General features: G+C 60.4%; 22 protein-coding genes and 2 pseudogenes. 13 read left to right on the top strand and 11 right to left on the bottom strand.

The annotated features are described in order from the left end of the window. Positions 1–481: 481 nt before the first annotated feature. From EDE05_RS07300 to EDE05_RS07265, 8 genes and pseudogenes are all read left to right on the top strand, one after another. The gene (locus EDE05_RS07300) at positions 482–1,366 is read left to right on the top strand and encodes a dihydrodipicolinate synthase family protein (RefSeq protein WP_132409586.1); all 885 of its coding nucleotides are present in this window, start codon (positions 482–484) and stop codon (positions 1,364–1,366) included. Between the two features lie 18 nt (positions 1,367–1,384). Beyond that, positions 1,385–2,044, top strand: a complete 660-nt coding sequence (locus EDE05_RS07295; RefSeq protein ID WP_132409588.1) for a GntR family transcriptional regulator — start codon at positions 1,385–1,387, stop codon at positions 2,042–2,044. 52 nt (positions 2,045–2,096) lie between these two features. Further along, entirely contained in the window at positions 2,097–3,428 is a 1,332-nt protein-coding gene (locus EDE05_RS07290) for a sugar ABC transporter substrate-binding protein (protein WP_132409590.1), read from the top strand. Then, positions 3,428–4,363 (top strand): sugar ABC transporter permease, encoded by a 936-nt coding sequence (locus tag EDE05_RS07285; protein WP_134100614.1) that lies wholly within the window; start codon positions 3,428–3,430, stop codon positions 4,361–4,363. The genes EDE05_RS07290 and EDE05_RS07285 overlap by 1 nt, the downstream gene beginning before the upstream one ends. A 14-nt stretch (positions 4,364–4,377) precedes the next feature. Continuing rightward, a complete protein-coding gene (locus EDE05_RS07280) occupies positions 4,378–5,199 on the top strand; it encodes a carbohydrate ABC transporter permease (protein ID WP_207914821.1) in 822 nt (273 codons plus the stop codon). Between the two features lie 46 nt (positions 5,200–5,245). Further along, entirely contained in the window at positions 5,246–6,301 is a 1,056-nt protein-coding gene (gene ugpC / locus EDE05_RS07275; RefSeq protein WP_132409594.1) for a sn-glycerol-3-phosphate ABC transporter ATP-binding protein UgpC, read from the top strand. Between the two features lie 3 nt (positions 6,302–6,304). After that, complete coding sequence (locus EDE05_RS07270) at positions 6,305–7,234, top strand: sugar kinase (RefSeq protein WP_132409596.1); 930 nt, start codon at positions 6,305–6,307, stop codon at positions 7,232–7,234. Between the two features lie 252 nt (positions 7,235–7,486). Next, positions 7,487–7,708 (top strand): annotated as a pseudogene (locus tag EDE05_RS07265) (ABC transporter ATP-binding protein); the annotation flags it as partial. Positions 7,709–7,878: 170 nt separating this feature from the next. On the opposite strand, the gene EDE05_RS07260 reads toward EDE05_RS07265, so the two are convergent. After that, entirely contained in the window at positions 7,879–8,478 is a 600-nt protein-coding gene (locus tag EDE05_RS07260; RefSeq protein WP_134100611.1) for a gamma carbonic anhydrase family protein, read from the bottom strand. A 29-nt stretch (positions 8,479–8,507) separates the two neighbouring features. Next, positions 8,508–8,888 (bottom strand): nuclear transport factor 2 family protein, encoded by a 381-nt coding sequence (locus tag EDE05_RS07255; protein WP_112799675.1) that lies wholly within the window; start codon positions 8,886–8,888, stop codon positions 8,508–8,510. A 90-nt stretch (positions 8,889–8,978) separates the two neighbouring features. Between EDE05_RS07255 and ftrA the strand changes: the two genes are divergently transcribed. Further along, positions 8,979–9,956 (top strand): transcriptional regulator FtrA, encoded by a 978-nt coding sequence (ftrA, locus tag EDE05_RS07250; RefSeq protein ID WP_132409600.1) that lies wholly within the window; start codon positions 8,979–8,981, stop codon positions 9,954–9,956. Positions 9,957–10,060: 104 nt separating this feature from the next. On the opposite strand, the gene EDE05_RS07245 is transcribed toward ftrA, so the two are convergent. The 8 genes and pseudogenes from EDE05_RS07245 to EDE05_RS26755 all read right to left on the bottom strand — a co-directional run. Further along, positions 10,061–11,320 (bottom strand): MFS transporter, encoded by a 1,260-nt coding sequence (locus tag EDE05_RS07245; protein WP_132409602.1) that lies wholly within the window; start codon positions 11,318–11,320, stop codon positions 10,061–10,063. A gap of 433 nt (positions 11,321–11,753) precedes the next feature. Then, on the bottom strand, positions 11,754–12,443 hold the full coding sequence (locus tag EDE05_RS07235) for a response regulator (RefSeq protein WP_105372880.1): 690 nt from the start codon (positions 12,441–12,443) through the stop codon (positions 11,754–11,756). Further along, a complete protein-coding gene (locus EDE05_RS07230) occupies positions 12,440–15,130 on the bottom strand; it encodes a sensor histidine kinase KdpD (RefSeq protein WP_132409604.1) in 2,691 nt (896 codons plus the stop codon). The genes EDE05_RS07235 and EDE05_RS07230 overlap by 4 nt, the downstream gene beginning before the upstream one ends. A 7-nt stretch (positions 15,131–15,137) precedes the next feature. Then, entirely contained in the window at positions 15,138–15,707 is a 570-nt protein-coding gene (gene kdpC, locus EDE05_RS07225) for a potassium-transporting ATPase subunit KdpC (protein ID WP_132409606.1), read from the bottom strand. A gap of 2 nt (positions 15,708–15,709) precedes the next feature. Then, positions 15,710–17,746, bottom strand: coding sequence for a potassium-transporting ATPase subunit KdpB (gene kdpB / locus EDE05_RS07220; RefSeq protein WP_132409608.1), 2,037 nt, complete (start codon positions 17,744–17,746; stop codon positions 15,710–15,712). 9 nt (positions 17,747–17,755) lie between these two features. Beyond that, positions 17,756–19,465: a potassium-transporting ATPase subunit KdpA gene (gene kdpA / locus EDE05_RS07215; protein WP_132409610.1), complete on the bottom strand. Its 1,710-nt coding sequence runs from the start codon at positions 19,463–19,465 to the stop codon at positions 17,756–17,758. Positions 19,466–19,478: 13 nt separating this feature from the next. Then, positions 19,479–19,580 carry a K(+)-transporting ATPase subunit F gene (gene kdpF, locus EDE05_RS07210; RefSeq protein WP_207914818.1) on the bottom strand — a complete coding sequence of 34 codons (102 nt, stop codon included), beginning with the start codon at positions 19,578–19,580 and terminating at the stop codon, positions 19,479–19,481. Positions 19,581–19,931: 351 nt separating this feature from the next. Continuing rightward, positions 19,932–20,105: pseudogene (locus EDE05_RS26755) on the bottom strand (transposase); the annotation flags it as partial. Between the two features lie 37 nt (positions 20,106–20,142). Between EDE05_RS26755 and EDE05_RS26750 the strand changes: the two are divergent. Beyond that, complete coding sequence (locus EDE05_RS26750) at positions 20,143–20,391, top strand: hypothetical protein (protein WP_165924133.1); 249 nt, start codon at positions 20,143–20,145, stop codon at positions 20,389–20,391. Positions 20,392–20,752: 361 nt separating this feature from the next. Here EDE05_RS26750 and EDE05_RS07195 read toward each other — a convergent pair whose 3' ends face one another. After that, complete coding sequence (locus EDE05_RS07195; RefSeq protein WP_132409614.1) at positions 20,753–21,568, bottom strand: ATP-binding cassette domain-containing protein; 816 nt, start codon at positions 21,566–21,568, stop codon at positions 20,753–20,755. 140 nt (positions 21,569–21,708) lie between these two features. Between EDE05_RS07195 and EDE05_RS07190 the strand changes: the two genes are divergently transcribed. The 3 genes from EDE05_RS07190 (at position 21,709) to EDE05_RS07180 (ending at position 25,854) form a co-directional block, all read left to right on the top strand. Next, positions 21,709–22,593 carry an AraC family transcriptional regulator gene (locus tag EDE05_RS07190; RefSeq protein WP_132409616.1) on the top strand — a complete coding sequence of 295 codons (885 nt, stop codon included), beginning with the start codon at positions 21,709–21,711 and terminating at the stop codon, positions 22,591–22,593. Between the two features lie 163 nt (positions 22,594–22,756). Next, complete coding sequence (locus EDE05_RS07185; protein WP_165924134.1) at positions 22,757–24,907, top strand: TonB-dependent siderophore receptor; 2,151 nt, start codon at positions 22,757–22,759, stop codon at positions 24,905–24,907. Between the two features lie 62 nt (positions 24,908–24,969). Further along, on the top strand, positions 24,970–25,854 hold the full coding sequence (locus tag EDE05_RS07180; RefSeq protein ID WP_132409618.1) for an ABC transporter substrate-binding protein: 885 nt from the start codon (positions 24,970–24,972) through the stop codon (positions 25,852–25,854). Positions 25,855–25,859: the final 5 nt, after the last annotated feature.

Below are 25,859 nucleotides of genomic sequence, written 5' to 3'. Positions count from 1 at the left end.
GCAGAAGCGGACGGGCGGATATCGATGGAATCTGAACCACCGAAGCCGTTGTTATGCGGCAGGAATCACGTCGGTCAAAGCAAGCGGGATCTTTGCAGCGGGCTTCACCTCAGCGATCTGCCGGTGAAAGCGGGCGTCGGCAAAGCGCAAGTCAAAAAAAGGTTGCGCAGCAGCTGGTCGAACGCGCCCGCCCTTCTGATTTCCAGCACCCATCCGGGCACGCTGTCCATCTTTGGCGCTACGCGGCCACATCCACCGATACAAAACTCCCCGCCGTTGCCACGGCGCTTACCACTCCCGTCCCTTGGACAGGAGTTAAAATTCTTTGACCTCCAGAAGATGTAACAAACATATTGAATCTATTCGATAAAAATCCGGTTCAGACAGCATCAAGACCGACACCCTATTACTGCGAATCAGCTATTTACAACTAACATGTTAAATGCATATTATAATGATGTTAGTTCGGAGGAGCAGTCTATTGGCAACGAAGTTTGGCCTGTCAGCGGCGCTGACCACACCGTTTGACGAAAGCGGCAGAATCCTGCTCCCCCTCCTCGTGGAACATGCGAAGTTTTGCCTCGCTCATAGTTGCGATAGCGTCACGGTGTTCGGCACCACCGGCGAAGGCAGCTCGATTGGCTCTCACGAGCGCGGCAAGGTTCTTTCGGCGCTGACGTCCGCCGGTATTTCCGGCAGACAGATCGTTGCGGGTGTTCTTGTGGATTCCGTTTCGGATGCGGTGGAGCAGATGGCTGAAGCGCTGGACGCCGGTGCCCGCAATATTCTTCTGGCCCCTCCTTCGTATTTCAAGAATGTCACCGATGATGGTCTGTTCGGATGGTTTTCCGCAGTCTTTGCCGGACTAGGTTCCAAGGCGCGCGATGTGATCGTCTACAACATTCCCTCGGTCACCATGGTCAAGATCTCGGTTGAGCTTGTTGCGCGGATGCGGGCGGCTTTTCCTGCCATCGTGGTCGGCGTCAAGGATTCTGGCGGCGATTGGGCGTATACGGAGCATCTTTTGAAGGGCCACGGCGACCTGGCGATCATGATCGGCGATGAACGTCATCTGGCCCAAGGCACCGGCATGGGCGGCCAGGGCGCCATTTCCGGCATGGCCAACCTCTTGGGCGCTGAAGTGCGCGCCATGGCCGTGGATGGCAAGGATGATCGCCGCATCACCGATCTTGTGGAAGTCATCCTGAAATATCCGGTCACCCCGTCCGTCAAGGCGCTGGTTGCCCATACGAGCGGGAACACGCTATGGCTGAACGTGAGGCCTCCGCTCGTTACCGTCGCGCCGCAGGATCGCGAACGGATTGCTCTGGCATTCGATCAGGCTTTCGCAACGCGGGCCGCCTGAGGCTCAATGGAGACGTTCATGGAGGAGACAGGCGAACAGGTTCCGTTGCGGGAAAAGGCATATGAGAGCTTCACGCGTCATCTGCTCGCGCGGGATGTTCGCCCCGGCCAGTTTATTTCGCAGCGGCAGCTGGTGGAACTGACGGGGCTGACCCTCGGTGCGATCCGTGAACTCATTCCGCGGCTGGAAACGGAAGGACTGATCAAGACCGTGCCGCAGCGCGGGCTTCAGATCGCTCATATTGATCTCAGCCTGATCCGCGAAGCCTTTCAGTTCCGCATCGTGCTGGAAAAAGAGGCGGTCGTCTTCTTCACCCGCAATGCAAGCGATCAGGCGGTCCAGCAACTGCTGGAGCAACATCGGGATATCGTGCAGCGGATTGAGGCGAACGGCCCTTCACCCGAGCTGGAACAGCATGCACAGGCAACGGACTGGGGCATGCACAATGCCTTTGTCGATGCCATGGGCAATTCGATCATCTCGAATGCCTATCGCGTCAACGCCATCAAGATGCGCCTGATCAATCAGGAGCGCATCCGCATCGAAGGGCGCGTGGGCCCGGTCATGAAGGAACATTTAGCGGTGCTCGAAGCCATCGAACGCCGATCGGTTGAAGACGCGATTCAGCGCCTTGTGGCACATATCGGAAATGCGAGGGATCGCGCGCTCGCAGTGTGATTTTGTCAATCGGCCGCTCGGAGGAGATGCGGTCGTTCAAAGGGAGGATAATATGACGACTTCGATCATGAAGCCGACGCGCCGCTCGTTTCTGGCGGCCAGCGCGGCATTGGGCGGCGCTGCCATGCTGGGCGGCAGGACGGCATCCGCCGCAGTGGACTGGAAGCGATTTTCCGGCACGACGCTAAACGTCAACCTGGTCAAGAGCCCGCGCAGCGAAACCCTCATCAAGTATATATCGGAATTCGAGAGCCTCACCGGTATCAAGGTGAATGCCGAAGCAACGCCGGAACAGCAGCAGCGCCAGAAGACGGTGATCGAACTCAGCACCGGCAAGCCAAGCTTCGATGTGGTGCATCTGAGCTATCACGTCCAGAAGCGCCAGTTCGAAAAGGGCAATTGGCTGGCCGATATCAGCGGCTTTCTGAAAGACCCGTCGCTGACTGATCCTTCCCTGACGGAAGGCGATTTTGCCGAAGCAGGTCTGCTGTTTGCCAAGGATGCCAAGGGCGTTCTGCGGTCGCTGCCCTTCTCGGTGGATTACTGGATCGTCTACTGGAACAAGGATCTCTTCGAAAAGAAGGGGCTTTCCTACCCCACCACATTCGAGGAAATGGTTGCCGCTGCCGAGAAGATTACTGATCCTTCGTCAAACACCTACGGCTTCGTCGCGCGCGGCCTGAAGAATGCGAACACCCCAGTCTGGACTTCGCTGATGTTGGGTTACGGAGCGGCCCCCATCGGTGCCGACGGCAAGGTGAACACGACATCCAAGGAAGCGGTGGAGGCGGCGAAACTCTACCAGCGCCTGATGACCAAGGCGGCCCCTCCCGGAGTCTCCGGTTTCAACTGGGCGGAAGCACAATCGGCCTTCCTTCAGGGCAAGATCGGTATGTGGTTCGATGGTGTGGGCTTTGCGCCGCCAATCGAGGATCCGCAGAAGTCGCGGGTGGTCGGCAAGACCGGCTATGGCGTGATGCCCAAGGGTCCAGCGGCACAGGCTTCCGGCACCTTCGGCGATGGCCTTGGCGTTGTCGAAGCTTCCGCCAACAAGGAGGCAGCCTACCTGTTTTGCCAGTGGGCCATCTCGCACGATATGGGCGCACGCCTGTTGCAGGCCGGTGCTGGGGTTCCGTTCCGGCAGTCCATCCTGTCCGATCCCAAGGTGCGCGAAGGTGTAAAGATGCCGGGCGCATGGCTGGATGCGGTCGCTGGTTCCGGCAAGATTTCCAAGCTCGCGCTACCGGTTGTGATCCCGGTTACCGAATTCCGCGATATCTACGGGGTTGCGCTCACCAATATGATCGGCGGTGCCGATCCTGAAACAGAATTGAAGAACGCAACGGCCCAGTTCGAGCCGGTTCTGGCGCGAAGCGAGGGATAATGGCATCGTTGGGCATCGAAAACTCGATGGCTGACGGCAAGGCAAAGAGGGGCAAGCCATCACGGCTTGCTCCCAATTACTGGCCTTTCGTTTTGCCATCCCTGCTGGTCGTGTCGGCGGTCATCGTTTTTCCATGGCTCTTCACGCTGTGGATGAGCGTCAATAGCTGGACATTGGGGCAGCCACGCACCTTCATCGGTTTTGCCAATTTTGTGCCGCTGGCGCAGGATATGCGGTTCTGGGAATCCCTGTGGCACACCACGACATACACGGCCCTTTCTGTCGTCCTCCCGCTGTTCTTAGGCACGCTGGCAGCATTGGTTTTCGATGCAAAATTCCCGTTCCGTGGCTTGCTCCGCGGCGTCTTCGTGATGCCGATGATGGCAACGCCGGTGGCCGTGGCACTGGTCTGGACCATGATGTTCCATCCGCAACTTGGCGTTTTGAACTATATGCTGTCCTTCATCGGTGTCGGGCCGCAGGAATGGATCTACAACCAGTTCACCGTCATCCCGTCCCTGGTGCTTGTCGAAACCTGGCAGTGGACACCGCTCGTCATGCTGATCGTGCTGGGCGGGCTGGCTGCCGTACCGCGCGAACCCTATGAAAGCGCGGAAATAGACGGTGCCAATGCCTGGCAGAAATTCCGCTACCTCACCATGCCGATGATCGCGCCCTTTCTGATGATTGCCGTCATCATCCGCTCCATCGATGCGATCAAGAGCTTCGACATCATTTATGCGATGACGCAGGGCGGACCGGGCACGGCCTCGGAAACCATCAATATCTATCTCTACAATACGGCATTCGCCTATTATGACATTGGTTACGGCTCAGCCATGGCCGTGGTCTTTTTCCTGATCATCATTGCGCTCTCCTTCGTTCTTCTGATGGTTCGCCAGCGCGCTCAGTGGTCGGATATGGAGGACCGCTGATGACCAGCCGCATCATTCGCAAGAAGACGCTCGATCAGGTCGGCCTTCTTTTCGTCGCCTTCGTCATGGTTTCGCCCGTCATCCTGTTTTTTCTCTGGATGATTTCGCTGTCGCTGAAATACGAGATCGACAACGGTGCCTATCCGCCGATCCTCATCCCTGAAACGTTCGCCTGGTCGAATTATGCGAAGGTGTTCGAGGAAAACAATTTCCTCCTCTACTTTTGGAATTCCGTTCTGGTCACAGGTTCGGCCACGCTGCTGGCGCTGATCATCGGGGTGCCATCCGGCTATGGAATTGCCCGGTTGAAGGCGGAAAAATCGGCTGTCGTCATCATGATCGCCCGCATGACGCCCGGCCTCTCCTTCCTCATCCCCCTCTTCCTGCTATTCCAATGGACTGGCCTCATCGGCACGCTCTGGCCGCAGATCATCATTCATCTCGTCGTCACGGTTCCCATCGTGGTCTGGATTATGATCGGTTACTTCGAAACGACACCAATGGAACTGGAAGAGGCCGCCAGCATCGATGGCGCGACACCGTGGCAGGTCTTCCGGATGGTGGCACTGCCTATCGCCAAGCCGGGTATCGTCGTCTCCTTCATTCTGGCGCTCATCTTTTCGTGGAACAACTTCGTCTTCGGCATAGTGCTTGCCAATCGCGAAACAAGAACGCTGCCGGTCGCCGTCTACAACATGCTCTCCTTCGAGCAGGTCAGCTGGGGGCCGCTTGCAGCCGCAGCCCTGATCGTCACCCTGCCCGTGCTATTGCTGACCATGTTTGCGCAAAAGCAGATCGTGGCCGGTCTCACCGCCGGTGCCGTCAAGGGCGGTTAAAGGCACCGAATTTCTCGCCAGTACCCACAGATCTCAGGAAACGACCATGGCAACCGTGAACATTCAAAATATCCAGAAGAACTACGGCTCGGTGAAGGTCATCCATGGCGTCGATATAGACATCGCGGACGGCGAGTTCGTGGTTCTCGTTGGCCCTTCCGGCTGCGGCAAGTCCACGCTTTTGCGCATGATCGCTGGTCTTGAGGAGGTAAGCGGCGGCGAAATCCGGATCGGGCCGCGCGAAGTCTCGCATATGCCCGCGCGTGATCGCGACATCGCCATGGTGTTTCAAAACTACGCCCTTTATCCGCACATGACGGTGGCCGACAATATGGGCTTTGCGCTGAAACTGAAGAAGGTCGATCAGTCGGAGATCCGCGCCAAGGTGGGACGGGCAGCGGCTATTCTCGGCCTTGAGAAGCTTTTGGACCGTTATCCGAAACAATTGTCCGGCGGCCAGCGCCAACGCGTCGCCATGGGACGCGCCATCGTCCGCGATCCGCAGGTGTTCCTGTTCGATGAGCCGCTCTCTAATCTCGATGCGAAACTGCGCGTGCAAATGCGCGGCGAGATCAAGACCATGCATCAGCGGATCGGCACCACCACGATCTACGTCACGCATGATCAGGTGGAAGCCATGACAATGGCCGACAAGATCGTCGTTCTTCACGACGGCTATATCGAGCAGATCGGCGCGCCGCTGGAGCTTTACGACCGCCCAGCCAACATCTTCGTGGCTGGCTTCATCGGCTCGCCCGCGATGAACCTCATCCACGGTCGCGTGGAAGAAGGTGCATTCCGCACTTCCAAGGGGCTCATTCTGCCGCTGCCGCAATCCCTGCCTGCCGATGTGGGAGGCCGCGAGCTGATCTATGGTATTCGTCCGGAACATATTCGCGCCGAGCCGCAAGGTATCGAAGGCCGGGCAATCCTTGTGGAAGGCACGGGATCGGAGATTTTCGCCCGGCTGGATGCCAAGGGTGAGGATATTGCCTGCCTGTTCCGCGAAAGGTTCGACATCCGCTTTGGCGATACGGTCCATATGGTTATCGATCCGGCTCGCGTGCATCTGTTCGATAAGCAGACCGGCCGCAGGCTCTGATCTATGCAAAAGCGCGTTCTTTGCGTCGGAGCAGCTGTACTCGACACGATCTTTCGCGTCCACGAATTGCCGAAGGGCGAAGGCAAGATCCTGCCTTCGCAGATGGTGCAGATTGCGGAAGGCATGGCCGCCAGCGCCGCCTACGCCATCGTGCGGTTGGGCGGCAGCGCCTCGCTTTGGGGCGCCGTCGGAACAGATGAAACGGGTAAAAGAATACGCGGCGATTTGGCTCGCGACGGTATCGACGTCAGCGAAATGACAATTGTAGCCGGCGCGCCCTCCGCAATTTCCACAATTCTGCTGGACGACCGGGGCGATCGGCTGATTGTGCCGTTTTACGATACCCGGCTTCACGCCACCTTGCCACCGGTCACCAGGGCGGAGATTGGCCGCTTCAATGCGGTGTTGGTGGATGTGCGCTGGCCTGCGCTCGCGCTCGAAGTGCTGAAACTAGCCCGAGAGGCGGGTATCCCTGCCATTCTGGATGGTGATGTCGCGCAGGTGGAAATACTGGAACGTCTTGCCCATGCGGCTGACTACATCATCTTTTCGGAGCCTGCGGCGCGCGCGCTTTGTGACCTCCGGGAGGAAAGCGAACTTGTTCGCACCCTCGCCGCACGTTTTCCCCATGCTCTTGTGTGCGTAACTTTCGGACCGGGCGGTGCCTATTGGCAGGATCTCCGGAGCCAAACTCTATTTCACCAACCTGCTTTGCCGATCGTTCCGGTCGATACGCTTGCTGCGGGCGATGCATTTCACGGCGCCTTCGCTCTTGGCATTGCCGAGGGCCTCGATGTTGGAAATGCTGTGCGGCTGGGCTCGGTTGCAGCAGCTTTGAAATGCACCGTTTTTGGGGGACGCGTCGGCATGCCCTCGCGCGCTGAGGCCGAAGCCGCACTTCAGCAACTGGCTCCTTGCAATGTCTACGTCTAAGAGAGCTTTTTCCGAATGCGCCTTGAAAGAGTGTATCGGTAGGACATCGAGACTTTCATTTCGCCGAGATCCCTTCCCGTCCTGCGATGGGCACGCTCGGTCAGTTCGCGCTCGGTGATTGCCGATAGGAAGCGAGCGGCTGACCATTCTTCCCGATCGGCATATTCGGCAAATTACGGTCAGAGGGTCTTAATTGTGGGCTACCGGAGCTCGTTGAGCATAATGCCAGCCTTATTCCATTAATGACACCTGCGCGACCGCGAGAAGCTGACATACATCCTAGTCAGCCACGACCTCGCCGTGGTCGCCCATCTCTGCGACCGCGTTGACATCATGCAGAACGGCGGCTTCGTGGAGGCGGCAGCAAAGGCTCAGTTGTTGAAGGGCACCGTGGCACACCCCTACACCCGCACCCTGATCGAGGGCAGCAAGGGGTACGTCGGCAGAGTCCGCTTGAAGAGCGTCGTGCCGTAGCAAGCGTCCTCAGCACGCCTGTAGATCTGGTGGCAGCGCACCCGTCCCAGCCTGCTGACGGCATTCTTGCATTTAAAAGGGATCCGAACCGCTAACCAGACTCTCGCCGACGTGTAACCTACTGAACAGACACACAAATAACCTCTGCGACCGCGTTAACAAGCAGACATCTAACAACTGCTTTCGGCTCGATGAATCCCAAGACCATCCGACAAGCGCGACGTAATGTTTTTCATCAGATCGGGCGAGCTTCTATCTACACCATAGACGAAACCAGGAAAATCCAGTGTCTTCTGGACTGTCCATATGGCTTCATGCTGGTCGGGGGGCAGAATTTGTGCCGGGTCACCGACAGCGATCCATCCGATCGGCACGGTCGAGCCCGGTTCCAGTCGGGTTCGCAGGTGCACGGTTCCGTTGATGCGAACTTCGGACCCGCGCCCGATCTGCGCCCCGTGAAATACGGCTGCCCCGGTGGCGATGAAAACTTCCCCGTCGATTTGAGCACCAACCACGTGGCTGTTAGGACCGACGATGCAATGGTCCCCAATGGAACAGGCATGGCGACTGGTGGCGCGGATCACCGCATTCTCGAGCACGATGCAATTCCGTTCGATGAGGATGGAGCCGCCGGCTTCCGCCACCAAGCGAGCTCCATGCATGATTCTGCTGCCCGCACCGATGGTAACATCACCGCAGACCGTCGCGTCCTGCGCAACCCAGGCGTCGGAATCGACCGATGGCGACCGTTCGTCGTAAGACAAAATCATGTTTTACTCTCCTCTCACAATCTCGGCTGCTATGATGTTGTCTTCACACGTTCGAGATGCCAGACCTTGGCGACGATCCGCCAGCCCTCAGTCCCTTTCACGAAGCAAAGGTGATCGACGAAGACGTTCGCGTGGATCCGCAGCCTGACCTTCACGGTGGCTGCAGCCGGCGAAAGCCAATCGATCAGGATGATTTCGTCTTCACGTTCCTGCGAGCGACTTGCGGGAGATTCGCGCTTTGCAATCACCTGCCGATAATCTGCAATCGGGTCCACCGTGATTGCGCCTTCGTCAGCGTCGAACAGGCTTGAGGCCGGATGAAAGACCTGATCAAAGAGCGAGAGATCGCAGGCGTAGAGGGCATCGAAATAGGTTTGGATGGCGTTTAGCAGCTCTGTATCGCGGCTCATCTGGCTTCTCCGGATTTGTTGGCGAGTGACCGTTTCGCACACCGGCAGTTCGAGTTGCCAGCGGCAGGATTGCCAGATAAGACGGCATTCATGCCAAAAACTGAGAATCCACGCCTTCTCGCAAACAGACGTGTCGTCAGCCTCGTCTACGACGGCCTCTGTACCTTCGAGTTCGGGATCACGGCCGAAGTCTTCGGATTGGACCGCCCTGAAGCAGGGCCCGACTGGTATCAGTTCAAATCGGTCTCGCTGGAGGATCAGTTTCTTCATGCCTGTGGTGGTCTGACGATCGCAGCAACAGGCACTGAAGCCGATCTGCATCGGGCCGGAACAATCATCGTCCCCGGTTGGCGAGGACCCGATGAACCGGTACCGGAACAGATTTGTAAGGCATTGGTTCACGCTCACGAGGGCGGCGCTCGCATTGTTTCCATCTGCGGGGGCGCTTATGTGCTTGCGGCCGCCGGCCTGCTAGATGGCCGCCGTGCGACGACACATTGGCGTTTCGCCGAGGATCTGGCCCGCCGCTATCCTGCTATCGAGATCGACGCGAGCTGTCTCTATGTCGATGAGGGTGACATTCTGACTTCGGCGGGCAGCTCGGCAGGCATTGATCTGTGCCTGCATATCGTCCGTTCGGATTTCGGGGCAGAGCTCGCCAATATGGTGGCGCGTCGCCTCGTGATGTATAGCCATCGCCAGGGCGGGCAATCCCAGTTCATCGAGCGCCCCGTGCCGCTCCGGCGGGAGGCCGATCGGTTATCCTCGATCCTGGACCACATTCTGGCCAACCTTCACCATCCACATACGATAAGTTCTCTCGCTCACCACGCGGGCATGAGCGAACGCACCTTTCAGCGTCGCTTTCATGCCCTGACCGGCTTACCACCGCTCAAGTGGATCCTCAGGGAGCGGCTGGAGCAAGCCCGCATCTTGCTGGAGACTGATTCTGCCGAGCCTGATGACATCGCAAGCGTGACCGGACTCGGAAGCGCGGAAAACCTGAGGCTGCAGTTTGGTCGACATTATGGCGTCAGCCCGTTGACCTATCGTCATCGTTTTGCATAGCGCGCTGAAATGGGCCAGTCTCCTCTGAACCGCCGCGGAGAACGTCGTGAAACGTCCATTTTCGCGGTGGCCGAATTGCAGCTCCTCCCCGCGAATGTCGCGGTTCATGAAGCAGGATAGGCGCCCCGCAAATGTGGCCCCGTTGCAGCTCCCGGCGAGCCTGCCGGGGAACGCTGTTTGGCGGCTTTCGGCGGTGGCATGCGCGTGCCGATCGCGAACAGAACTGCACTGACGGCCGCAAACCCGGCAAACAGCAGGAACATGCCAGGTCCGCCAAAAGCGCCGAGCATGAAGCCGCCGAGAGTCGGCCCGATGAAATTGCCGATGGTCGAAAACGAGTGCGCGCCGAAATAGCTGCCTCTGTTCCGATTGTTGGAGATACCATCGACCAGCATATATTCAGATGGCACGACGAGGATCTCGCCGATCGTGAACACGATCATCGAGAACGCCAGCCCCCAGAAACCGACAGCACCAAGGAAACCGATCTCACCCAGCGCAAACAGGACGCAGCCGACCACAAGACCGTTGAGGGCGCCCGCGCGTTCGATGATGCGCCGGGCGAACGGGTTCCCGATCAGGACGACCGCACCGTTGATCGAAACGAGATAGGCGTAGATTTCCATGCCCCCGGTGACGTTTCCCGTCAGGTAGGGGGCAAGCGTCGCCGACCATTGGCCATAAACTGCAATCAGCAATGTGCCGCCACCGACAAAGAAAGCCAACCGTGGATCGCGGACCGCCGCCTTCAGACTCTCGATCAACGGCAAGGAGGCCGATGCTTTGGAAACACCATCGCGCCGGTACACCGGTACCTTCAATAGATGCAGGACCAGCGCGAACATTGCATAGATAAAGCCCGCAATAACGAAAAGAGTGGTGGACGCTGCACCGGCAGCGATCCCCATCAATGGTCCAACGGCCCAGCCGACATTCGTGGCCGTATAACGCCACGAAAAATATTTGAGACGCAGCGGCTCGGGGCACACATCACTCATCAGGGCGCGTGAAATCGGCTCGTAGATCGCAAGAGCGACGGCAGCAGCGATCTGAGCAATGCAAAATGCAACAACCGTTTCGGCGAGCCCCATACCAACCAAGGCAAGAGCCATTGAAAGCAAGGTAAGCACCAGCACTGTCTTGCGCCCCACCCTATCCGACAGTGTGCCTGCGAAGGGAGCCGTGAGAGCGCCAAGCAGGGGGCCGATCCCGAGAAGCGCACCAATCATGGCCGGACCGAGCCCGAATGACTGCTGCAATTTGATAGCGAGGAACGACAGCGTCATGGCGCGGGCGATGGTCACGAATCCGGAGCCCGCAATGAGGAGCAGAACATAGTTCAGTCGTTGTCTATCATACGTCATCTGCGCCCTCAGGGATTTACTGTCGAATGAAGCGATTCCCGCGCTAGCCTATCCGATCTTCCATCAGATGACCTGGATTCTTGCAACGTATGAAGGCCGGAATCTTGCTGCATCGCTTTTTACGACTATCATCAATTGACGCGCTTTTCGGGCGAGAAGAGAAGCGCGGGTGACGTCTGCTATCGAATCGATTGCGGATGTAACGCAACCACGCCTCATGAGTGGTCACTTGCTTGCCGGCTGCCTCATGGCACTAGCTATCGGCGACTCCGTTCGCCGGTAGCCAGGTCAGTTCGTCGCGGACTTCTTTTGCATTCCGCGACAACACGTGCCCGCACTGCCCGTTCGGCCTCCAGTCCTCCTGCGGACAGCACGAGTTCATATCCAGGTCACTCCTGGAACGACACCTGATACAGGTCATTAGATTTCGGCTTCACTCTTGCTCGGCCATTCGATAGCCCACGCCAGGCTCCGTCCTGACGATCCTCGGCTGCGTCGGATCCCGTTCGATCTTCTGGCGCAACTGACCGATGAAGACTCGCAGATAATGCAAGTCGTCACCATGGGCGGGACCCCAGACGGTCGTCAGGAGAGCACGATGTGTCACGACGCGGCCGGCATGGCGCGCAAGCAGCAAAAGCAGGTCGTATTCCTTGGGCGTCAGGTGAACCGTTTCGCCATCGCGGGTGACCCGTCTCTTGATCGGGTCGATCGTCAAACCGTCGATCTCCGTAACGGCCGGGATCGCGTCGCGCCGCCCGCGGTGGCGGAGCGCGGTGCGGATCCGGGCGGTCAGTTCGCCGATGCCGAACGGTTTCTCGACATAATCGTCTGCCCCAAGATCGAGCGCCGCGATCTTTTCGCTTTCGCGGTCACGGGCCGACAGGATGAGGATCGGGATGTCCGACCAGCCGCGCAGGCTGGTGATGACTTCCTTGCCATCCATGTCGGGAAGGCCGAGATCGAGGATCACCAGGTCAGGTGCCTGGGTCGCCACGGCCTTCAGCGCTTCGGCGCCCGTGCCGGCCTCGACCACCTCGTATCCGGCAGCGGAGAGAGAAGGTTTGAGGAAACGCTGGATCTGCGGCTCGTCGTCGACAACCAGGATGCGGGACTGGTTCATCTGACGTCGTCCCTGGCTTCACTGCTTGCTGGAAAGCGCATGACGATTCGCGTGCCCCTCTTCTTCAAGGCCGGGCTCTCCGCATGAATCTTGCCACCCATGGCCTCGACGAAGCCACGGGCAATGGAAAGCCCGAGCCCCGTTCCCGGCGCGCGCCCGTCCGGCTTTCCCCTGCGATAGAATTTTTCGAAGATGCGGTCCAGATCTTCGGGCGGAATGCCCTTACCCTGATCGGTGACCGAGATCAGCACGTCCCTGCCGTCACGTCTTGCATAGACGTTGATCGGCTCTTCACCGCCGTATTTCACGGCGTTGTCGAGAAGGTTGAAGAGGACCTGGCCGATCAGCACGCTGTCGCCTCGGATCAGCGGCATGTCAGCGGCTATGCCGGTTTCGATGATGCGCCCTGGCGCATGCTTTCGTGTGCGTTCGACGGCGGACTGGACGACATCGGCGACATCTACCCAGTCCTGCTTTGGCTTCAGCGTGCCAGCCTCGATCCTTGTCATATCCAGAAGATTGGCAACAAAGCGGCTCATGCGGCTGCTTTCTTCCTCGATCGACTGCAACAGATCGTCGCGGTTTTCCGGCGTCATCCGCTCGCCGAGCTGGCGGAGACCCGTGACGGCACCAGTGATCGTCGCGAGCGGCGTGCGCAGATCGTGCGAGATCGATGACAGAAGGGCTTCGCGGTAGCGCTCGCCCTCCAGCCGGGCTGCCTGCTCCACCGTCTCGTCGGCGAGGCGCGCGCGGTCCAGTGCAATCGCAGTCTGGTCGAGAATGGCAGTCAGCGAACGTTCAGCGTTGAGATCCAGGCTTGCGCCCGAATGCTCGATGCCGCAGACGCCGACAATGCCGTGCGGTCCAAGAAGCGGCCGAAATTCGAAGCGGCTGTTCGGCAGCGTCCCGGTGCCATGGCCGGCGGGCTCGCGCTTGTCATGGGTCCAGCGGGCGGCGGTCATGTCGGTCACGTCGAGTTCGGTGTCCGGCGGCCAGGCGGCCGTCACGGCAAGGTCTCCCTTACGCGGCACGAGAAGCACGACATTGCGCTTCAGGCTCGCCTGCAGTTGTGAAACAGCGAGCCAGATCGCGTCCTCGCCCTTTGCCGTGCTCGCGAGCTTGCGGGAGAAATCGTAAAGCGATTGCAGCGCGGCCGCGCGGATCCGCGCCACCTCCGCCTGTTCGCGGATGCGCGAGGCTAGACCGCCAGCAATGATGGCAACGGCAAGAAAGACGAAGAGCGCGAAGACCTCGTGCGGGGCCGCGATGGTGAAGGTGTGGCGGGGATCGATGAAGAAGAAGTTGTAGGCCAGCGCCGACAGGATAGCGGCCAGGAATGCCGAAGCGTAGCCGCCGACCACCGAGGCTCCGAGAACTGCCAGGAGAAAGAGCAGCGATATGTTCGGCAACTCAACGAAGACGTCGATCCCCTTGCCCACGACCGTCGTCGGGGCGACGAAACCGAGAGCCCAGATTGCCGATTGCCTGAGCGCGGAAGCCCTCGGCAGGCTGACTGAGGGCCGCGCGCGTTCAGGGGGCGACCCCTCCGGTGTGACGATGTGGACACCGAGACCCGAGGCCTCGCGCGCCAGCGCATCGGGCAGCGAGCGGGAGACGAGCTTCTGCCAGCGGCTGCGCTTGCGCGTGCCGATGACGATCTGCGTCGCATGCTCTCGACGCGCGAGCTTCAGGATTTCCTCAACGAAATCATTGCCGACGACACGGCGCGTTTCCGCGCCCAACTGCTCGGCGAGACGAAAGAGCGTTTCAATCCGCTGCAAGCGTTCCGGTGTCTCCACCTCTCGGTCGGCCCTCTCGATCGAGACGACTAGCCACGGTGCGTTCAAACCCGAGGCGAGACGGCTTGCCACGCGCACCACCTTTTCCGACAGCAGATCCGAACCGACGCAGACCAGGAGCCGTTCGCCGGTGGCCCAGGGGCCGTCGATGGCATTTTGCTTCAGGTAGTCGACCATCTGGTCGTCGACCCGGTCGGCGGTGCGGCGCAGCGCCAGTTCCCGAAGCGCCGTCAGGTTGCCGAGGCGGAAGAAGCGATCGACGGCGCGGTTGGCGCTTTCCGGCAGATAGACCTTGCCCTCCTTCAGGCGTTCGATCAGCTCCGAGGGCGCCAGGTCGACGAGAAGCACTTCATCGGCACGTTTGAGGACCACGTCGGGCACGCGTTCGCGCACGGTGACACCGGTGATCTGGGCGACGAGATCGGCCAGACTTTCGAGGTGCTGGATGTTGAGTGCCGTCCAGACGTCGATGCCGGCCGAAATCAGTTCCTCGATGTCCTGGTAGCGCTTGGGATGGCGGCTGTCTTCCGGATTGGAGTGGGCCAGCTCGTCGACGATGATGATGCGGGGACGCCTTGCGAGAGCCGCATCGAGATCGAACTCCTCCAGCATCCGTCCGCGATGGGCAACACGCCGGCGCGGCAGGATCTCCAGTCCGTCGAGCAGGCCTGCCGTTTCGCTTCGCCCATGGGTTTCAACCAGGCCCACGACGACATCGCTGCCATCGACCTTCAGGCGCCGGGCGCGCGACAGCATCGCATAGGTCTTTCCAACGCCGGGCGCAGCCCCCAGAAAAATGGTGAGTTTGCCCCGGCGGTCTTTCTCCGCCAGGGCAAGCAGGGCATCGGGATCGGGACGTCTTTCGTCCTTACGGTCGTCATCCGCCATCAGGCTCTCACATCTTCAGGGCGTCGAGCGCCAGATTGAGCTCTAGCACGTTGACCCTTGCTTCGCCGATAATGCCGAAGGCCGGGTTTTCGATCGACCGGGCGACAAGTTCTGCGACAACAGTGGGCTGCAGCCCCCTCGCCTGCGCGATACGGGCAACTTGCGCCTCGGCAAAGGGGGGCGAGATATGCGGGTCGAGGCCGGAGCCCGAGGCGGTGACAGCATCGCCCGGAACGGGTGCGGCAAGTCCCGTTCCCTTCAGCCTTTCGACGTCGGCAACGACCCGATCCTTGAGCTTCACCGAGGTCGTGCCGAGGTTCGAACCGGACGAAGCGGCTGCGTTGTACGGGTCAGGATCCGTGGCCGAAGGACGCGGCCAGAAGTAGCGGTCGGAAGTGAAGTTCTGGCCGATCAGCACTGAGCCGATGACTGTGCCGTCGCGTTCGATCAGGCTGCCATTGGCTTTTGCTGGCATGACCGCCTGGGCAATGCTGTTGATCGCCAGGGGATAGGCGAGACCGGTGAGTGCGGTCAGGGCGACAACGAGGGTGAGTGCGGGCCTGAGATGGTTGAGCATAATTACACCAGACGAAGGGCGCTGACGGCAAGGTCGATGACCTTGATGCCGGCGAAGGGAAGAACGAGCCCACCGAGGCCATAGACCAGCAGGTTGCGGCGAAGCAGCGCTGCCGCACCGGAGGGGCGATAGGCGACGCCTTTCAGCGCCAGCGGGATCAGCGCCACGATGATCAGCGCATTGAAGATGACGGCCGAGAGGATGGCCGACTGCGGCGAGGCAAGCCCCATGATATTGAGCGCTTCGAGCGCCGGATAGGTGGCCACGAACAAGGCCGGGATGATGGCGAAGTACTTGGCCACGTCATTGGCAATCGAAAAGGTCGTCAGCGATCCGCGTGTCATCAGGAGCTGCTTGCCGATCTCGACGATCTCGATGAGCTTGGTCGGACTAGAATCGAGGTCCACCATATTGGCGGCCTCGCGGGCGGCCTGGGTGCCGGTCTGCATGGCGACACCGACATCGGCCTGGGCAAGCGCCGGCGCATCATTGGTGCCGTCGCCGCACATGGCAATCAGGCGACCGCCCTGCTGTTCCCGGCGGATATAGGCAAGCTTGTCTTCCGGGGTCGCCTGGGCGAGGAAGTCGTCGACGCCGGCTTCCGAAGCAATCGCGGCGGCCGTGACCGGGTTGTCGCCCGTTACCATGACCGTGCGAATGCCCATGGCGCGGAGCGCCGCAAAGCGTTCTTTGATGCCGGGCTTCACAACATCCTTGAGGTGGATGACGCCGAGCAGGCGGTCTCCGTCGGCAACGGCGAGCGGTGTGCCGCCGGTGCGGGCGACCTGGTCGACGGCGCGGCGGAATTCGGCCGGCGCATCCTGATCGGTCAGACCGGCGAACTTCAAGACCGCGTCGACAGCGCCCTTGCGCAGCCGGCGCTGACCGATGTCGACGCCAGAAAGGCGGGTTTCGGCAGTGAAGCCGATGACGGCATCGAACTCGGTCTTCGGCATGGGTACACCGAATTCGCCTGTCGCCAGTGCCACGACGGAGCGTCCCTCGGGCGTTTCGTCGGACAGCGAGGCGATAAGGGCTGCCTCTGCCAGTTCGCTCGGCGTCACACCGGGGGCGGCCAGGAAGTCGCTCGCCATGCGGTTGCCGAAGGTGATCGTGCCCGTCTTGTCGAGAAGCAGCGTGTCGACATCACCGGCTGCCTCGACGGCGCGGCCGGAGGTGGCGATGACGTTGAAGCGCACCAGGCGGTCCATGCCGGCGATGCCGATGGCCGAGAGAAGGCCGCCGATCGTCGTCGGGATCAGGGTGACGAGAAGGGCTGCCAGCACCGTGACCGAGAGCACCGTGCCGGAATAGCCGGCCAAGCCCCAGATCGCGACGCAGACGAACAGGAAGATCAGCGTCAGCCCCGAGAGCAGGATCGACAGGGCGATCTCGTTCGGAGTCTTCTGGCGCTGGGCGCCTTCGATCAGCGCAATCATACGGTCGACGAAGGACGAACCGGGCTGGACGGTGATCTTGATCTTGATTTCGTCTGACAGAACCTGCGTGCCGCCTGTCACCGCCGAGCGGTCGCCGCCGGATTCCCGGATGACAGGCGCGGATTCGCCGGTGATGGCGCTTTCGTTGACCGAGGCAACACCTTCGATCACTTCGCCATCGCCGGGGATGAGTTCACCGGCCGCGACCAGCACGATGTCGCCGACCTTGAGGCTGGAGGCCGGGATGGTTTCCGTCTTGCCGTTAGCGGCAAGACGACGGGCGACGAGTTCGGACTTGGTCTTCTTCAGGCTGTCGGCCTGGGCGCGGCCACGGCCCTCCGCCACTGCTTCGGCGAAGGTGGCGAAGAGCACGGTGAACCAGAGCCAGGCGGCGATCTGGCCGGAGAAGCCGGCCTCACCGGGATTTCCGGCGAGGTCGCGGATGAAGAGGATCGTCACGACAACGGCGACGATCTCGGTCACGAAGATGACCGGATTGCGCAAGAGCTTGCGCGGATCGAGCTTGACGAACGCATCGCGGATCGCCGGAAACAGGATCGAGGGGTCGAGAAGACCTGGAGCTTGGTGGTCTTTTGACATGATGGTTCCTTAGAAGGTCTGGCCGGCGAGCATGGCGAAGTGTTCGACGATGGGGCCGAGCACCAATGCGGGCAGGAATTGCAGGCCGCCGAGAATGAGGATGATGCCGATCAAGAGGCCAACGAAGAGCGGGCCGTCCGTCGGGAAAGTGCCAGCAGAGGCAGGCGACTTGACCTTGGCGGCGAGCGATCCAGCGATCGCCATGACCGGCACGACATAGGCGAAGCGGCCAAGCAGCATCGCGATCCCGAGCGTGGTGTTGTACCAGGGCGTGTTGCCTGTGAGGCCGCCGAAGGCCGAGCCGTTGTTGCCGGCTGCCGAGGTATAGGCATAGAGGATTTCCGACAGACCGTGCGGGCCAGCCGTACCGACGCTTGCCACTGCGAAGGGCAGCATGGCCGAGACGGATGTGAAGCCGAGGATGACCAGCGGCAGGATGAGCACGGCCAGCATGGCGAACTTCATCTCGCGGCCCTCGATCTTCTTGCCGAGGAATTCCGGCGTGCGTCCGACCATCAGGCCGGCGACGAAGACGGAGAGAATTGCGAAGACCAGCATGCCGTAGAGACCCGAGCCGACACCGCCGGGGAGCACTTCGCCGAGCTGGATGAGGAACATCGGCACGAGACCGCCCAAGCCCGTGAACGAGCCGTGCATGCCGTTGACGCCACCATCCGAGAGGCCAGTCGTCACCGCCGCATAGAGCGCGGTCATTGCCTGGCCGAAGCGGACTTCCTTGCCTTCCATATTGCCAAGTGCCGGATCGACACCGATCGCCGTCAGAATGGTGTTGCCCTGGGCTTCGGCCCAGTAGGTGACGGCCACGCCTGAGATGAGCAGGAACGCCATGGCCGAGATCAGCGCCCAGCCCTGCCTGCGGTTTCCGACCATCTGGCCGAAAGTGTAGGCCATGGCGGCCGAGATCGACAGCATGGCGAAGATGTTGAGATAGTTCGACCAGGCGGTCGGGTTCTCGAAGGGATGGGCAGCATTGACGTTGAAGAAGCCACCGCCATTGGTGCCGAGCTGCTTGATCGCTTCCTGGGAGGCGACGGGGCCGAGTGAAATCACCTGATTGGCGCCTTCCAGCGTCGTGGCCGTGACCGAGCCGGCGAGCGTTTGCGGCAGGCCCATGGCGACGAAAGCGAGTGCGACGACAATGGCGAGCGGCAGCAGCACGTAGAGCGTGGCTCTCGTTACATCGACCCAGAAATTGCCGAGCGTGGACACTTTGGATCGGGCAAGCGCACGGGTCACTGCGATGGCGAGCGCCAGGCCAATCGCTGCAGACAGAAAGTTCTGCACGGTGAGGCCGGCCATCTGGCTGAAATGACTCAGCGTGGTTTCGCCGCCATAGTTCTGCCAGTTGGTATTGGTGACGAAAGAGACGGCCGTGTTGAAGGCGAGGTCCGGCGCCATGCCGGCAAAGCCTTGGGGGTTCAGCGGCAGATAGCCCTGAAGGCGCAGCATCGCATAGAGGACAAGGAAGCCGGCAAGCGAGAAGGCGAGCATGGCGAGCGTATAGCCGAGCCAGCTCTGCTCCTTCTCCGGGTTGATGCCGCTTACCCGGTAGAGATCACGCTCCACGCGGCCGAGAATGGAGGACAAAAAGGTCCGCTCACCGGAAAACACCCGCGCCATGTAGAGGCCGAGTGGTTTGATGACGATGAGAACGGCGAGGAAGAGGAGGCTGATCTGCAGCCATCCGACAATGGTCATGGATCTGCTCCGATCAGAAGCGTTCGGGACGCAGGAGCGTCACGACGAGATAGACGCCGAGGGCGATGGCGACAGCGAGGCCGAAGAGAGGTTCAAGCATTTGCGTTGCCCTCACAGCCGGTCGAGCGCGCGGGCATAAAGGGCCAGCATGAGAAGCGTGCCGCCGCCGAGCGCGATAAAGATGAGGTCGGACATGTCCGGGTCTCCTGTTGATACAGGAGGAGAATTAAGGGCGTTTCGGGTTAGGCTTCGATTGGGAAGGCGCGTGGTGGAGATAAAGAAAACATAAGGATGCACCCCCGACGGTCGAGTATCGCCCCATTGCCATGATAGCCACAGCTACCAAGCAGGCTTCGTCTGTCCGAGCCGGAGGGCCGGTTGGCTGGCGGATCACCTGCCCGCTTCGCGGCGGTCGCCGTCAAACCGCCTTCAGTGGTTCGAAGACGGCTTTCATGGCGGGATCGAAGCGGATAGCGGGCAACGCTGCGATGTAAAGGGCGTCTCGCACGGGCTTGCGACCACCTGCGATCATCCTCTTGCCGCGCATCAGACCACTGTCGCGATTGACGGGCGTAACGCCGACCAGCTTAGCAATCTCGCCTTTGCCAATCAGCCCCAGTTCGGGAAGGCCGGCAATCAGGAAGCATGCGGTTCGCAGATCGATGCTCTTGAGCGACATGAGAACCTTCGCCTTGAGGGGCAAGGCCTTCATCCGACTTGAGGCATGCTTCCATAGCATCGACCCCCGACTGGCGCTGCTGCTGCAGGAATGCAAGTGCCTCCTCGATCCACGCCCCGGCATTGGTGCCGGCGACGAATACGAATCCAAGATCGGCATGAGAAACCAAACTGCTTCATCCATTCCTTTTCAGTGTAAAATTGCCGAATTCTGCAACGTCCGCCTGGCCCCGCTCGTCTCGAAATGAACACTGGACAACATCAAGCCGTACCTGACTAGCCTGATCATCTACCGCAAAATCATCTACCGCAAACACCCGCCGATGCGGATGAACTGCATCAACTGGCGTTCAATAAGCGATGCATGCGGTCTCGAAGACGAGCTGACGGCGGCGCTTAAGAAGAACCTGCTGCCAGGCCTTGAAGCCATCGCACGCTGGATCGACAAGGAGCGAACGATAGATGATAATCGGCCCACGCCGGATGACGAGCGCCGGGCGCCAGCTGCGCGACGGGATAAGTCCTTATCTGCGCCCCGAGAACAGGCATCGCCTCGCACGATCCCGCTGCATGACATCCATACCAAATTGCGACAGAGCCTTCTTGAGATTACTGGGCCAGAGCCGCCAGCCGACCGCTTGAAGGCTGGCGCATGATGTCCATCCGGACGTCGTAGATGCGAACAAGTTCCTCGGTCGTCATGACCTCTCCCGGAGTGCCATGGGCAATCAGCCGGCCGGAATGCAGTGCAACAATCTCATCGCAGAAGCGGGCGGCCATGTTGATGTCGTGCAGTACGGTGATGATGGTGATGCCCTTGTCGCGGCAAAGATGGTGCGTCAGAGACAGGACGTCCAGCTGATGGCCGATGTCGAGTGCGGAAATGGGTTCGTCGAGCAGAAGGCAGGCGGCATCCTGCGCCACGAGCATGGCAAGCCAGACACGCTGGCGTTCGCCGCCCGACAGGCTGTCCACCATGCGCTCGGCAAAAGGACCTATACCGGTGAGTTCAATTGCCTCCTCCACCTTCTGCCTGTCGATGGCGCGGAACCGGCCGAGCGCGCCGTGCCAGGGATAACGGCCCAGCGCCACCAGCTCCTTGACCAACATGCCGGGCGCTGCCGGCGTCCGCTGCGGCAGATAGGCGAGCCGGCGGGCGAGTTCCCGTGTACCCCAGCCTTCAAGGGGCTTGCCTTCGAACTGGATAGTGCCCGCGCTCGCCGCCTGCTGCCGGCCGATCAACTTCAACATTGTTGATTTGCCGGAGCCATTGTGACCAATCAGAGCAATGGACCGGCCTGCCCGAAGATCGACCGTCAGCGGATGCAACAGGACGCGACCTTCGATTGCAAAGCTCACCTCCTTCAATGAGAGGAGAGGAGGACTTGGCTTGGCGATCTCACGCTCGTTTGCGTTCAGCGGCATAGTGCATCATCCATAAACTGCAAGGGTAGGCTTCCTTTGTTATCAACAGATGGCCTGCTTGAAGACCACACGCAGGCAGGATTGATACCCTGCATTAAAGTTGATAACTATACACATGTTTATTCGATCAGGATAGCTGCATGACTTTCCAGCCACGAATGCAGAACAGGATCGAGGGTTTTTCGGTGATGGGCGGGCTGAAGCGCCGCTACTGGAACGGCATGACCGCCGACCTGTGGGACGTGGAATGCGCCGCCTATGCGGGCGGCCACTATGTGGCACGGGATCCAAGACTGTTCATCCTGCTCGACCAGCGCGGCCACGGGCGTCCTCTGGTCAAGCTTTCGCCGAAATCCCGCGGCGCCCCACAGGACAGCAACCAGAGCCCGATCTCGTACATTCCCGCCGGCATGGATCTCTGGATGGACTTTGCCGACGTGCAGTATGTGCGTCATCTCGATATCCACTTCGACGCGGATATCCTCGGCCGTCGGCTCATGGAAGAAATCGACCCGAAAAAGCTCAAGGACCCCCAACTGCTGTTCTCGGACCAGCGCGTCATGGCGCTTGCCGGACTGATTGCCGCCGAGATTTGCAATCCCGAGCCGTTGCACGATCTCTACGGGGACGGGCTTACCCTGGCGCTCCTCATCGATGTCCTGAAAATGGTGAAGACACCGCCGCGGCGGCGAGGAACGCTGGCAATCTCCCAGCTTCAGCGCGCCACAGATTTCATCACCGCAAACTGCATGCGCAATATCCGTCTGCAGGAACTCGCGGACTTGACGGGGCTGTCACCATCGCATTTCAGCCATTCGTTCAAGGCGTCGACTGGCATGGCGCCCCACGACTGGCAGATGAATGCCCGGCTGGAACGTGCGAAGGATTTGCTGGTGTCAGATGCCTATCCTTTGACAGAAATCGCTGCTGAAACCGGGTTCTCGGATCAGGCGCATTTTACCAAGGTCTTCCGCAAGCATATCGGAACGACCCCGGCCCGCTGGCGGAAGGCGAAGCAGGAGTGATGCATTTTTGCATATATTTGCCCGCCGTTTCTGAATTTGCCCAAAAACGTCCAATTGCCGCTGATCGAACCAAGCCGAAACTTTAAATATGAGCTAGCTGCTCATCTTATTGCGATGCCGCTTCTCGCGAGCGGCGGAAAAGTTCGTGTGAGTGGGGCTTGAAATGGAAAAGAGAGAAGCGGCCTTGGGGGCAAGGCTAGGACTGGGTACGGGTGTAGCACTGGCAGCCCTTTGCGCCGCCTGGGCGGCGCACGCGCAGAATGCCGATACGACACTGGCGCCGATCGTTCTTCATGGCGAAGGCGAAGGCGATGGAACCGGCCCGGTCAAGGGTTATGTCGCGAAGAAATCGACGACCGGCTCCAAGACCGATATGCCGCTCAGGGAAATCCCCCAATCCGTGTCGGTCATCGGCAGGGAAGAGATGGACGACCGCGGCGCCGTCAGCAAGATCGATCAGGTGCTCCTCTACACGCCCGGCGTGTTCGGTCAGCCCTATGGCTCGGATCCAGACACCGACTGGATCTATGTTCGCGGCTTCAACGCATCGCAGACGGGCGTGTTCTTCGACAGCCTGGCGCTCACCAGTCACTCCTACGGCGGCTTCCAGCTTGATCCGTTCATGCTCGAGCGCGTCGAGGTCCTCAAGGGACCGGCCTCCGTCCTGCTCGGTGGCGCCAACGCAGGCGGCGTCGTCAACCTGATCCGCAAGCGCCCGACCGACGAGCCTTATTACTACACAGAAACCGGCATCAACACGAACGGCAACGCCTTCTTCGGCTTCGATCTCTCGGACAAGATCACGCCTGACGGCAGCTTCAGCTATCGCCTGACCGGCAAGCTGGCGGGCGGTGACAACTATACCGATTACAGCGAGGACCTGCGCGGCTTCATCATGCCGCAGTTCACCTTCTCGCCGGACGCGGGCACCAGCCTGACGGTCTGGGGTTATATCAGCGGCCTGGATCAGGTCCATACGACGAACGGCCTGCTGCCCTACGGCGGCACGGTCGTCAGCGCCGGCTACGGCAAGATCCCGCGCGACATGTTCCTCGGAGACCCCAATTTCGACGACGGCACGGTCGTCCAGAAGATGGTTGGTTACGAGTTCGAGCACGAATTCGAAGGCGGCTGGAAGTACACGCAGAACCTGCGCTATTCCAACCTCTTCAAGCGGGAGCAATACGTTTATCCGTTCGATATCGACCAGACGGACGCGGTGGTCGGCCGCTATAGCGAGGACATCACTTCGAAGGCCAACGCCTTCAACGTCGACAACCGGATTGAAAACGAATTCGACCTGGGCGGCGCCTCGCACAAGGTCATGGCGGGCCTGGATTATCGATATTACCGCCTCGATACCGACCAGTTCGCGAGCGCCTTCGGATCAGTGCCCGCTTTCGATCCCGCCAACCCCGCCTACGGCGTCGCCCTGCCGCCGGTCGCCCGCAACCTGCACCAGGTCTATACGATCAACCAGGTCGGCGTTTACGCCCAGGACCAGATCAAGTTCGGCGACGGCTGGATCGTCACCTTGAACGGCCGCTACGATTACGTCCACAACGAGATCGAGGACCTGCTCGCGGGAACGCAGAACTATTCCAGTAACGATCGTGCCTGGAGCGGCCGCGCGGGCCTGGCCTACGAGTTCGCCAACGGCCTGACGCCCTATGTCAGCGCCGCAAGCTTCTTCAGCCCGATCGTCGGCCTGACGGGGGGCGCCGCGCCGAAGCCCGAGGAAGGCTACCAGCTCGAGGCAGGTGTCAAATACGAGCCGACCTGGCTCGATGGCAGCCTGACGGCCTCGGTGTTCGAGATCACCAAGCAAAATTACACGATCACGACCGGCGGGATAACCAGCCAGATCGGCGAAGTCCGCTCTCGCGGTATCGAAGTGGAAGGTAAATTCAACCTGGACCAGAACTGGAAAGTCATAGCGGCAGCGTCCTATACCGACATCGAGATCACCAAGGACGATCCGACGCTGATTGGAAAGACGCCCAATGTCGTGCCAGATGTCCTGGCCTCGCTCTGGCTCGACTACACCGTCACGGAAGGACCGCTGGAAGGGCTCGGCTTCGGCGCCGGCGTGCGTTACCGCGGCAAGTCCTGGGCGGACAATGCGAATACCCTGCGCGTTCCGGATGCGACCGTCTTCGACGCAGCGATCCACTACGAGAAGAACGACTGGAAGGCGTCGCTCAACGTCACCAACCTGTTCGACAAGGAATATGTCGCAGGCTGCAACACGCAATATTTCTGCGGCTACGGCGAGGCACGCACCGTCAACTTCAAGATCAGCAAGGTCTGGTAATTTGACAATCTTAGACAAGTTTTGCAGGAAGGCCATTTTGGCCTTCCTGTGCCTTGGGAGACATGTCAAGAGTGCACCGATTTAGCCGCAGAGCCATCCTTTCAGCCGCCGCTGCGTCGGCTGCGGCGCGCGTCCTGCGCGCGCAAGATGCGGGTCCGCGGATTGCGACTCTCGACTGGGCACTTCTTGAAACGCTGCTTGCGGTCGGCGCCAATGTCGTGGCTGCAACCGAGCTTCGCCAGTTCCGCCAGGTTGCGGTCAAGCCCGATGTGCCGCAGGGCGTCGCCGATCTCGGCCTGCGGGGCACGCCGAATTTCGAGGCGCTGCGTTTCGCCCGCCCCGACCTGATCTTCAACTCGAACTTCTATGCCTGGGCCGATCCGCTGATGAGCCGTATCGCGCCGGTCGAAAGTCATCCGATCTATAAGCCCGGCGAAAGTCCATATATCCTCGCAGAACAGGCGACGCTGGCGATCGGCGAGCGCCTGCGGCTCCCCGCAGCCCGCCGGATGGTCGAGGATCTCGCGGACAGGCTCGATCGCTATAAGAACCTCTTTGCCAAGGGTGACGGCCGTCCCCTCCTGCCGATCAACCTCGGCGATGCGCGCCACTACAGGGTCTTCGGGTCCGACAGCCTGTTCGGCGAGGTGCTGAAACGCATGGGGCTGGCCAATGCATGGGTAGGCGCGACCAGCTATTCGGCCATGGCGCCGATGGGCATCGAGACGCTGGCTTCGATGCCCGAAGCCTGGATCGTCCTCATTCCTCCGCATCCGGAGGATGCCTTTGCGGCACTGACCGAAAGCGTGTTCTGGAAGGCCTTGCCGGCGGTGCGGGAAAACCGCGTTCTGACGGTCGGATCGATCAATCCCTACGGGGCTCTGCCCGCAGCAAGCCGCTTTGCCGAGTTCGTGGTGAAAGGGTTTTCTTATGTCCGGAACGGTTAGTCTCC

It is taken from the genome of Neorhizobium sp. R1-B (genome assembly GCF_004368875.1).
Classification (GTDB): Bacteria; Pseudomonadota; Alphaproteobacteria; order Rhizobiales; family Rhizobiaceae; genus Neorhizobium; species Neorhizobium huautlense.
The sequence above is the reverse complement of the archived record's forward strand: the minus strand, read 5'-3'. Positions and strand labels throughout refer to the sequence as shown.

Excerpts from the sequence above, each read along its gene's own strand:
- EDE05_RS07190 (WP_132409616.1), top strand. The coding sequence starts at position 21,709 with ATGACTTTCCAGCCACGAATGCAGAACAGGATCGAGGGTTTTTCGGTG.
- EDE05_RS07245 (WP_132409602.1), bottom strand. The coding sequence starts at position 11,320 with ATGACGTATGATAGACAACGACTGAACTATGTTCTGCTCCTCATTGCG.
- EDE05_RS07295 (WP_132409588.1), top strand. The coding sequence starts at position 1,385 with ATGGAGGAGACAGGCGAACAGGTTCCGTTGCGGGAAAAGGCATATGAG.
- EDE05_RS26750 (WP_165924133.1), top strand. The coding sequence starts at position 20,143 with ATGAGAACCTTCGCCTTGAGGGGCAAGGCCTTCATCCGACTTGAGGCA.
- EDE05_RS07195 (WP_132409614.1), bottom strand. The coding sequence starts at position 21,568 with ATGCCGCTGAACGCAAACGAGCGTGAGATCGCCAAGCCAAGTCCTCCT.
- ftrA (WP_132409600.1), top strand. The coding sequence starts at position 8,979 with ATGCCAAAAACTGAGAATCCACGCCTTCTCGCAAACAGACGTGTCGTC.
- EDE05_RS07260 (WP_134100611.1), bottom strand. The coding sequence starts at position 8,478 with ATGATTTTGTCTTACGACGAACGGTCGCCATCGGTCGATTCCGACGCC.
- EDE05_RS07180 (WP_132409618.1), top strand. The coding sequence starts at position 24,970 with ATGTCAAGAGTGCACCGATTTAGCCGCAGAGCCATCCTTTCAGCCGCC.
- EDE05_RS07255 (WP_112799675.1), bottom strand. The coding sequence starts at position 8,888 with ATGAGCCGCGATACAGAGCTGCTAAACGCCATCCAAACCTATTTCGAT.
- EDE05_RS07285 (WP_134100614.1), top strand. The coding sequence starts at position 3,428 with ATGGCATCGTTGGGCATCGAAAACTCGATGGCTGACGGCAAGGCAAAG.
- EDE05_RS07185 (WP_165924134.1), top strand. The coding sequence starts at position 22,757 with ATGGAAAAGAGAGAAGCGGCCTTGGGGGCAAGGCTAGGACTGGGTACG.
- EDE05_RS07235 (WP_105372880.1), bottom strand. The coding sequence starts at position 12,443 with ATGAACCAGTCCCGCATCCTGGTTGTCGACGACGAGCCGCAGATCCAG.
- EDE05_RS07290 (WP_132409590.1), top strand. The coding sequence starts at position 2,097 with ATGACGACTTCGATCATGAAGCCGACGCGCCGCTCGTTTCTGGCGGCC.
- ugpC (WP_132409594.1), top strand. The coding sequence starts at position 5,246 with ATGGCAACCGTGAACATTCAAAATATCCAGAAGAACTACGGCTCGGTG.
- EDE05_RS07270 (WP_132409596.1), top strand. The coding sequence starts at position 6,305 with ATGCAAAAGCGCGTTCTTTGCGTCGGAGCAGCTGTACTCGACACGATC.
- kdpC (WP_132409606.1), bottom strand. The coding sequence starts at position 15,707 with ATGCTCAACCATCTCAGGCCCGCACTCACCCTCGTTGTCGCCCTGACC.
- kdpB (WP_132409608.1), bottom strand. The coding sequence starts at position 17,746 with ATGTCAAAAGACCACCAAGCTCCAGGTCTTCTCGACCCCTCGATCCTG.
- kdpA (WP_132409610.1), bottom strand. The coding sequence starts at position 19,465 with ATGACCATTGTCGGATGGCTGCAGATCAGCCTCCTCTTCCTCGCCGTT.
- EDE05_RS07230 (WP_132409604.1), bottom strand. The coding sequence starts at position 15,130 with ATGGCGGATGACGACCGTAAGGACGAAAGACGTCCCGATCCCGATGCC.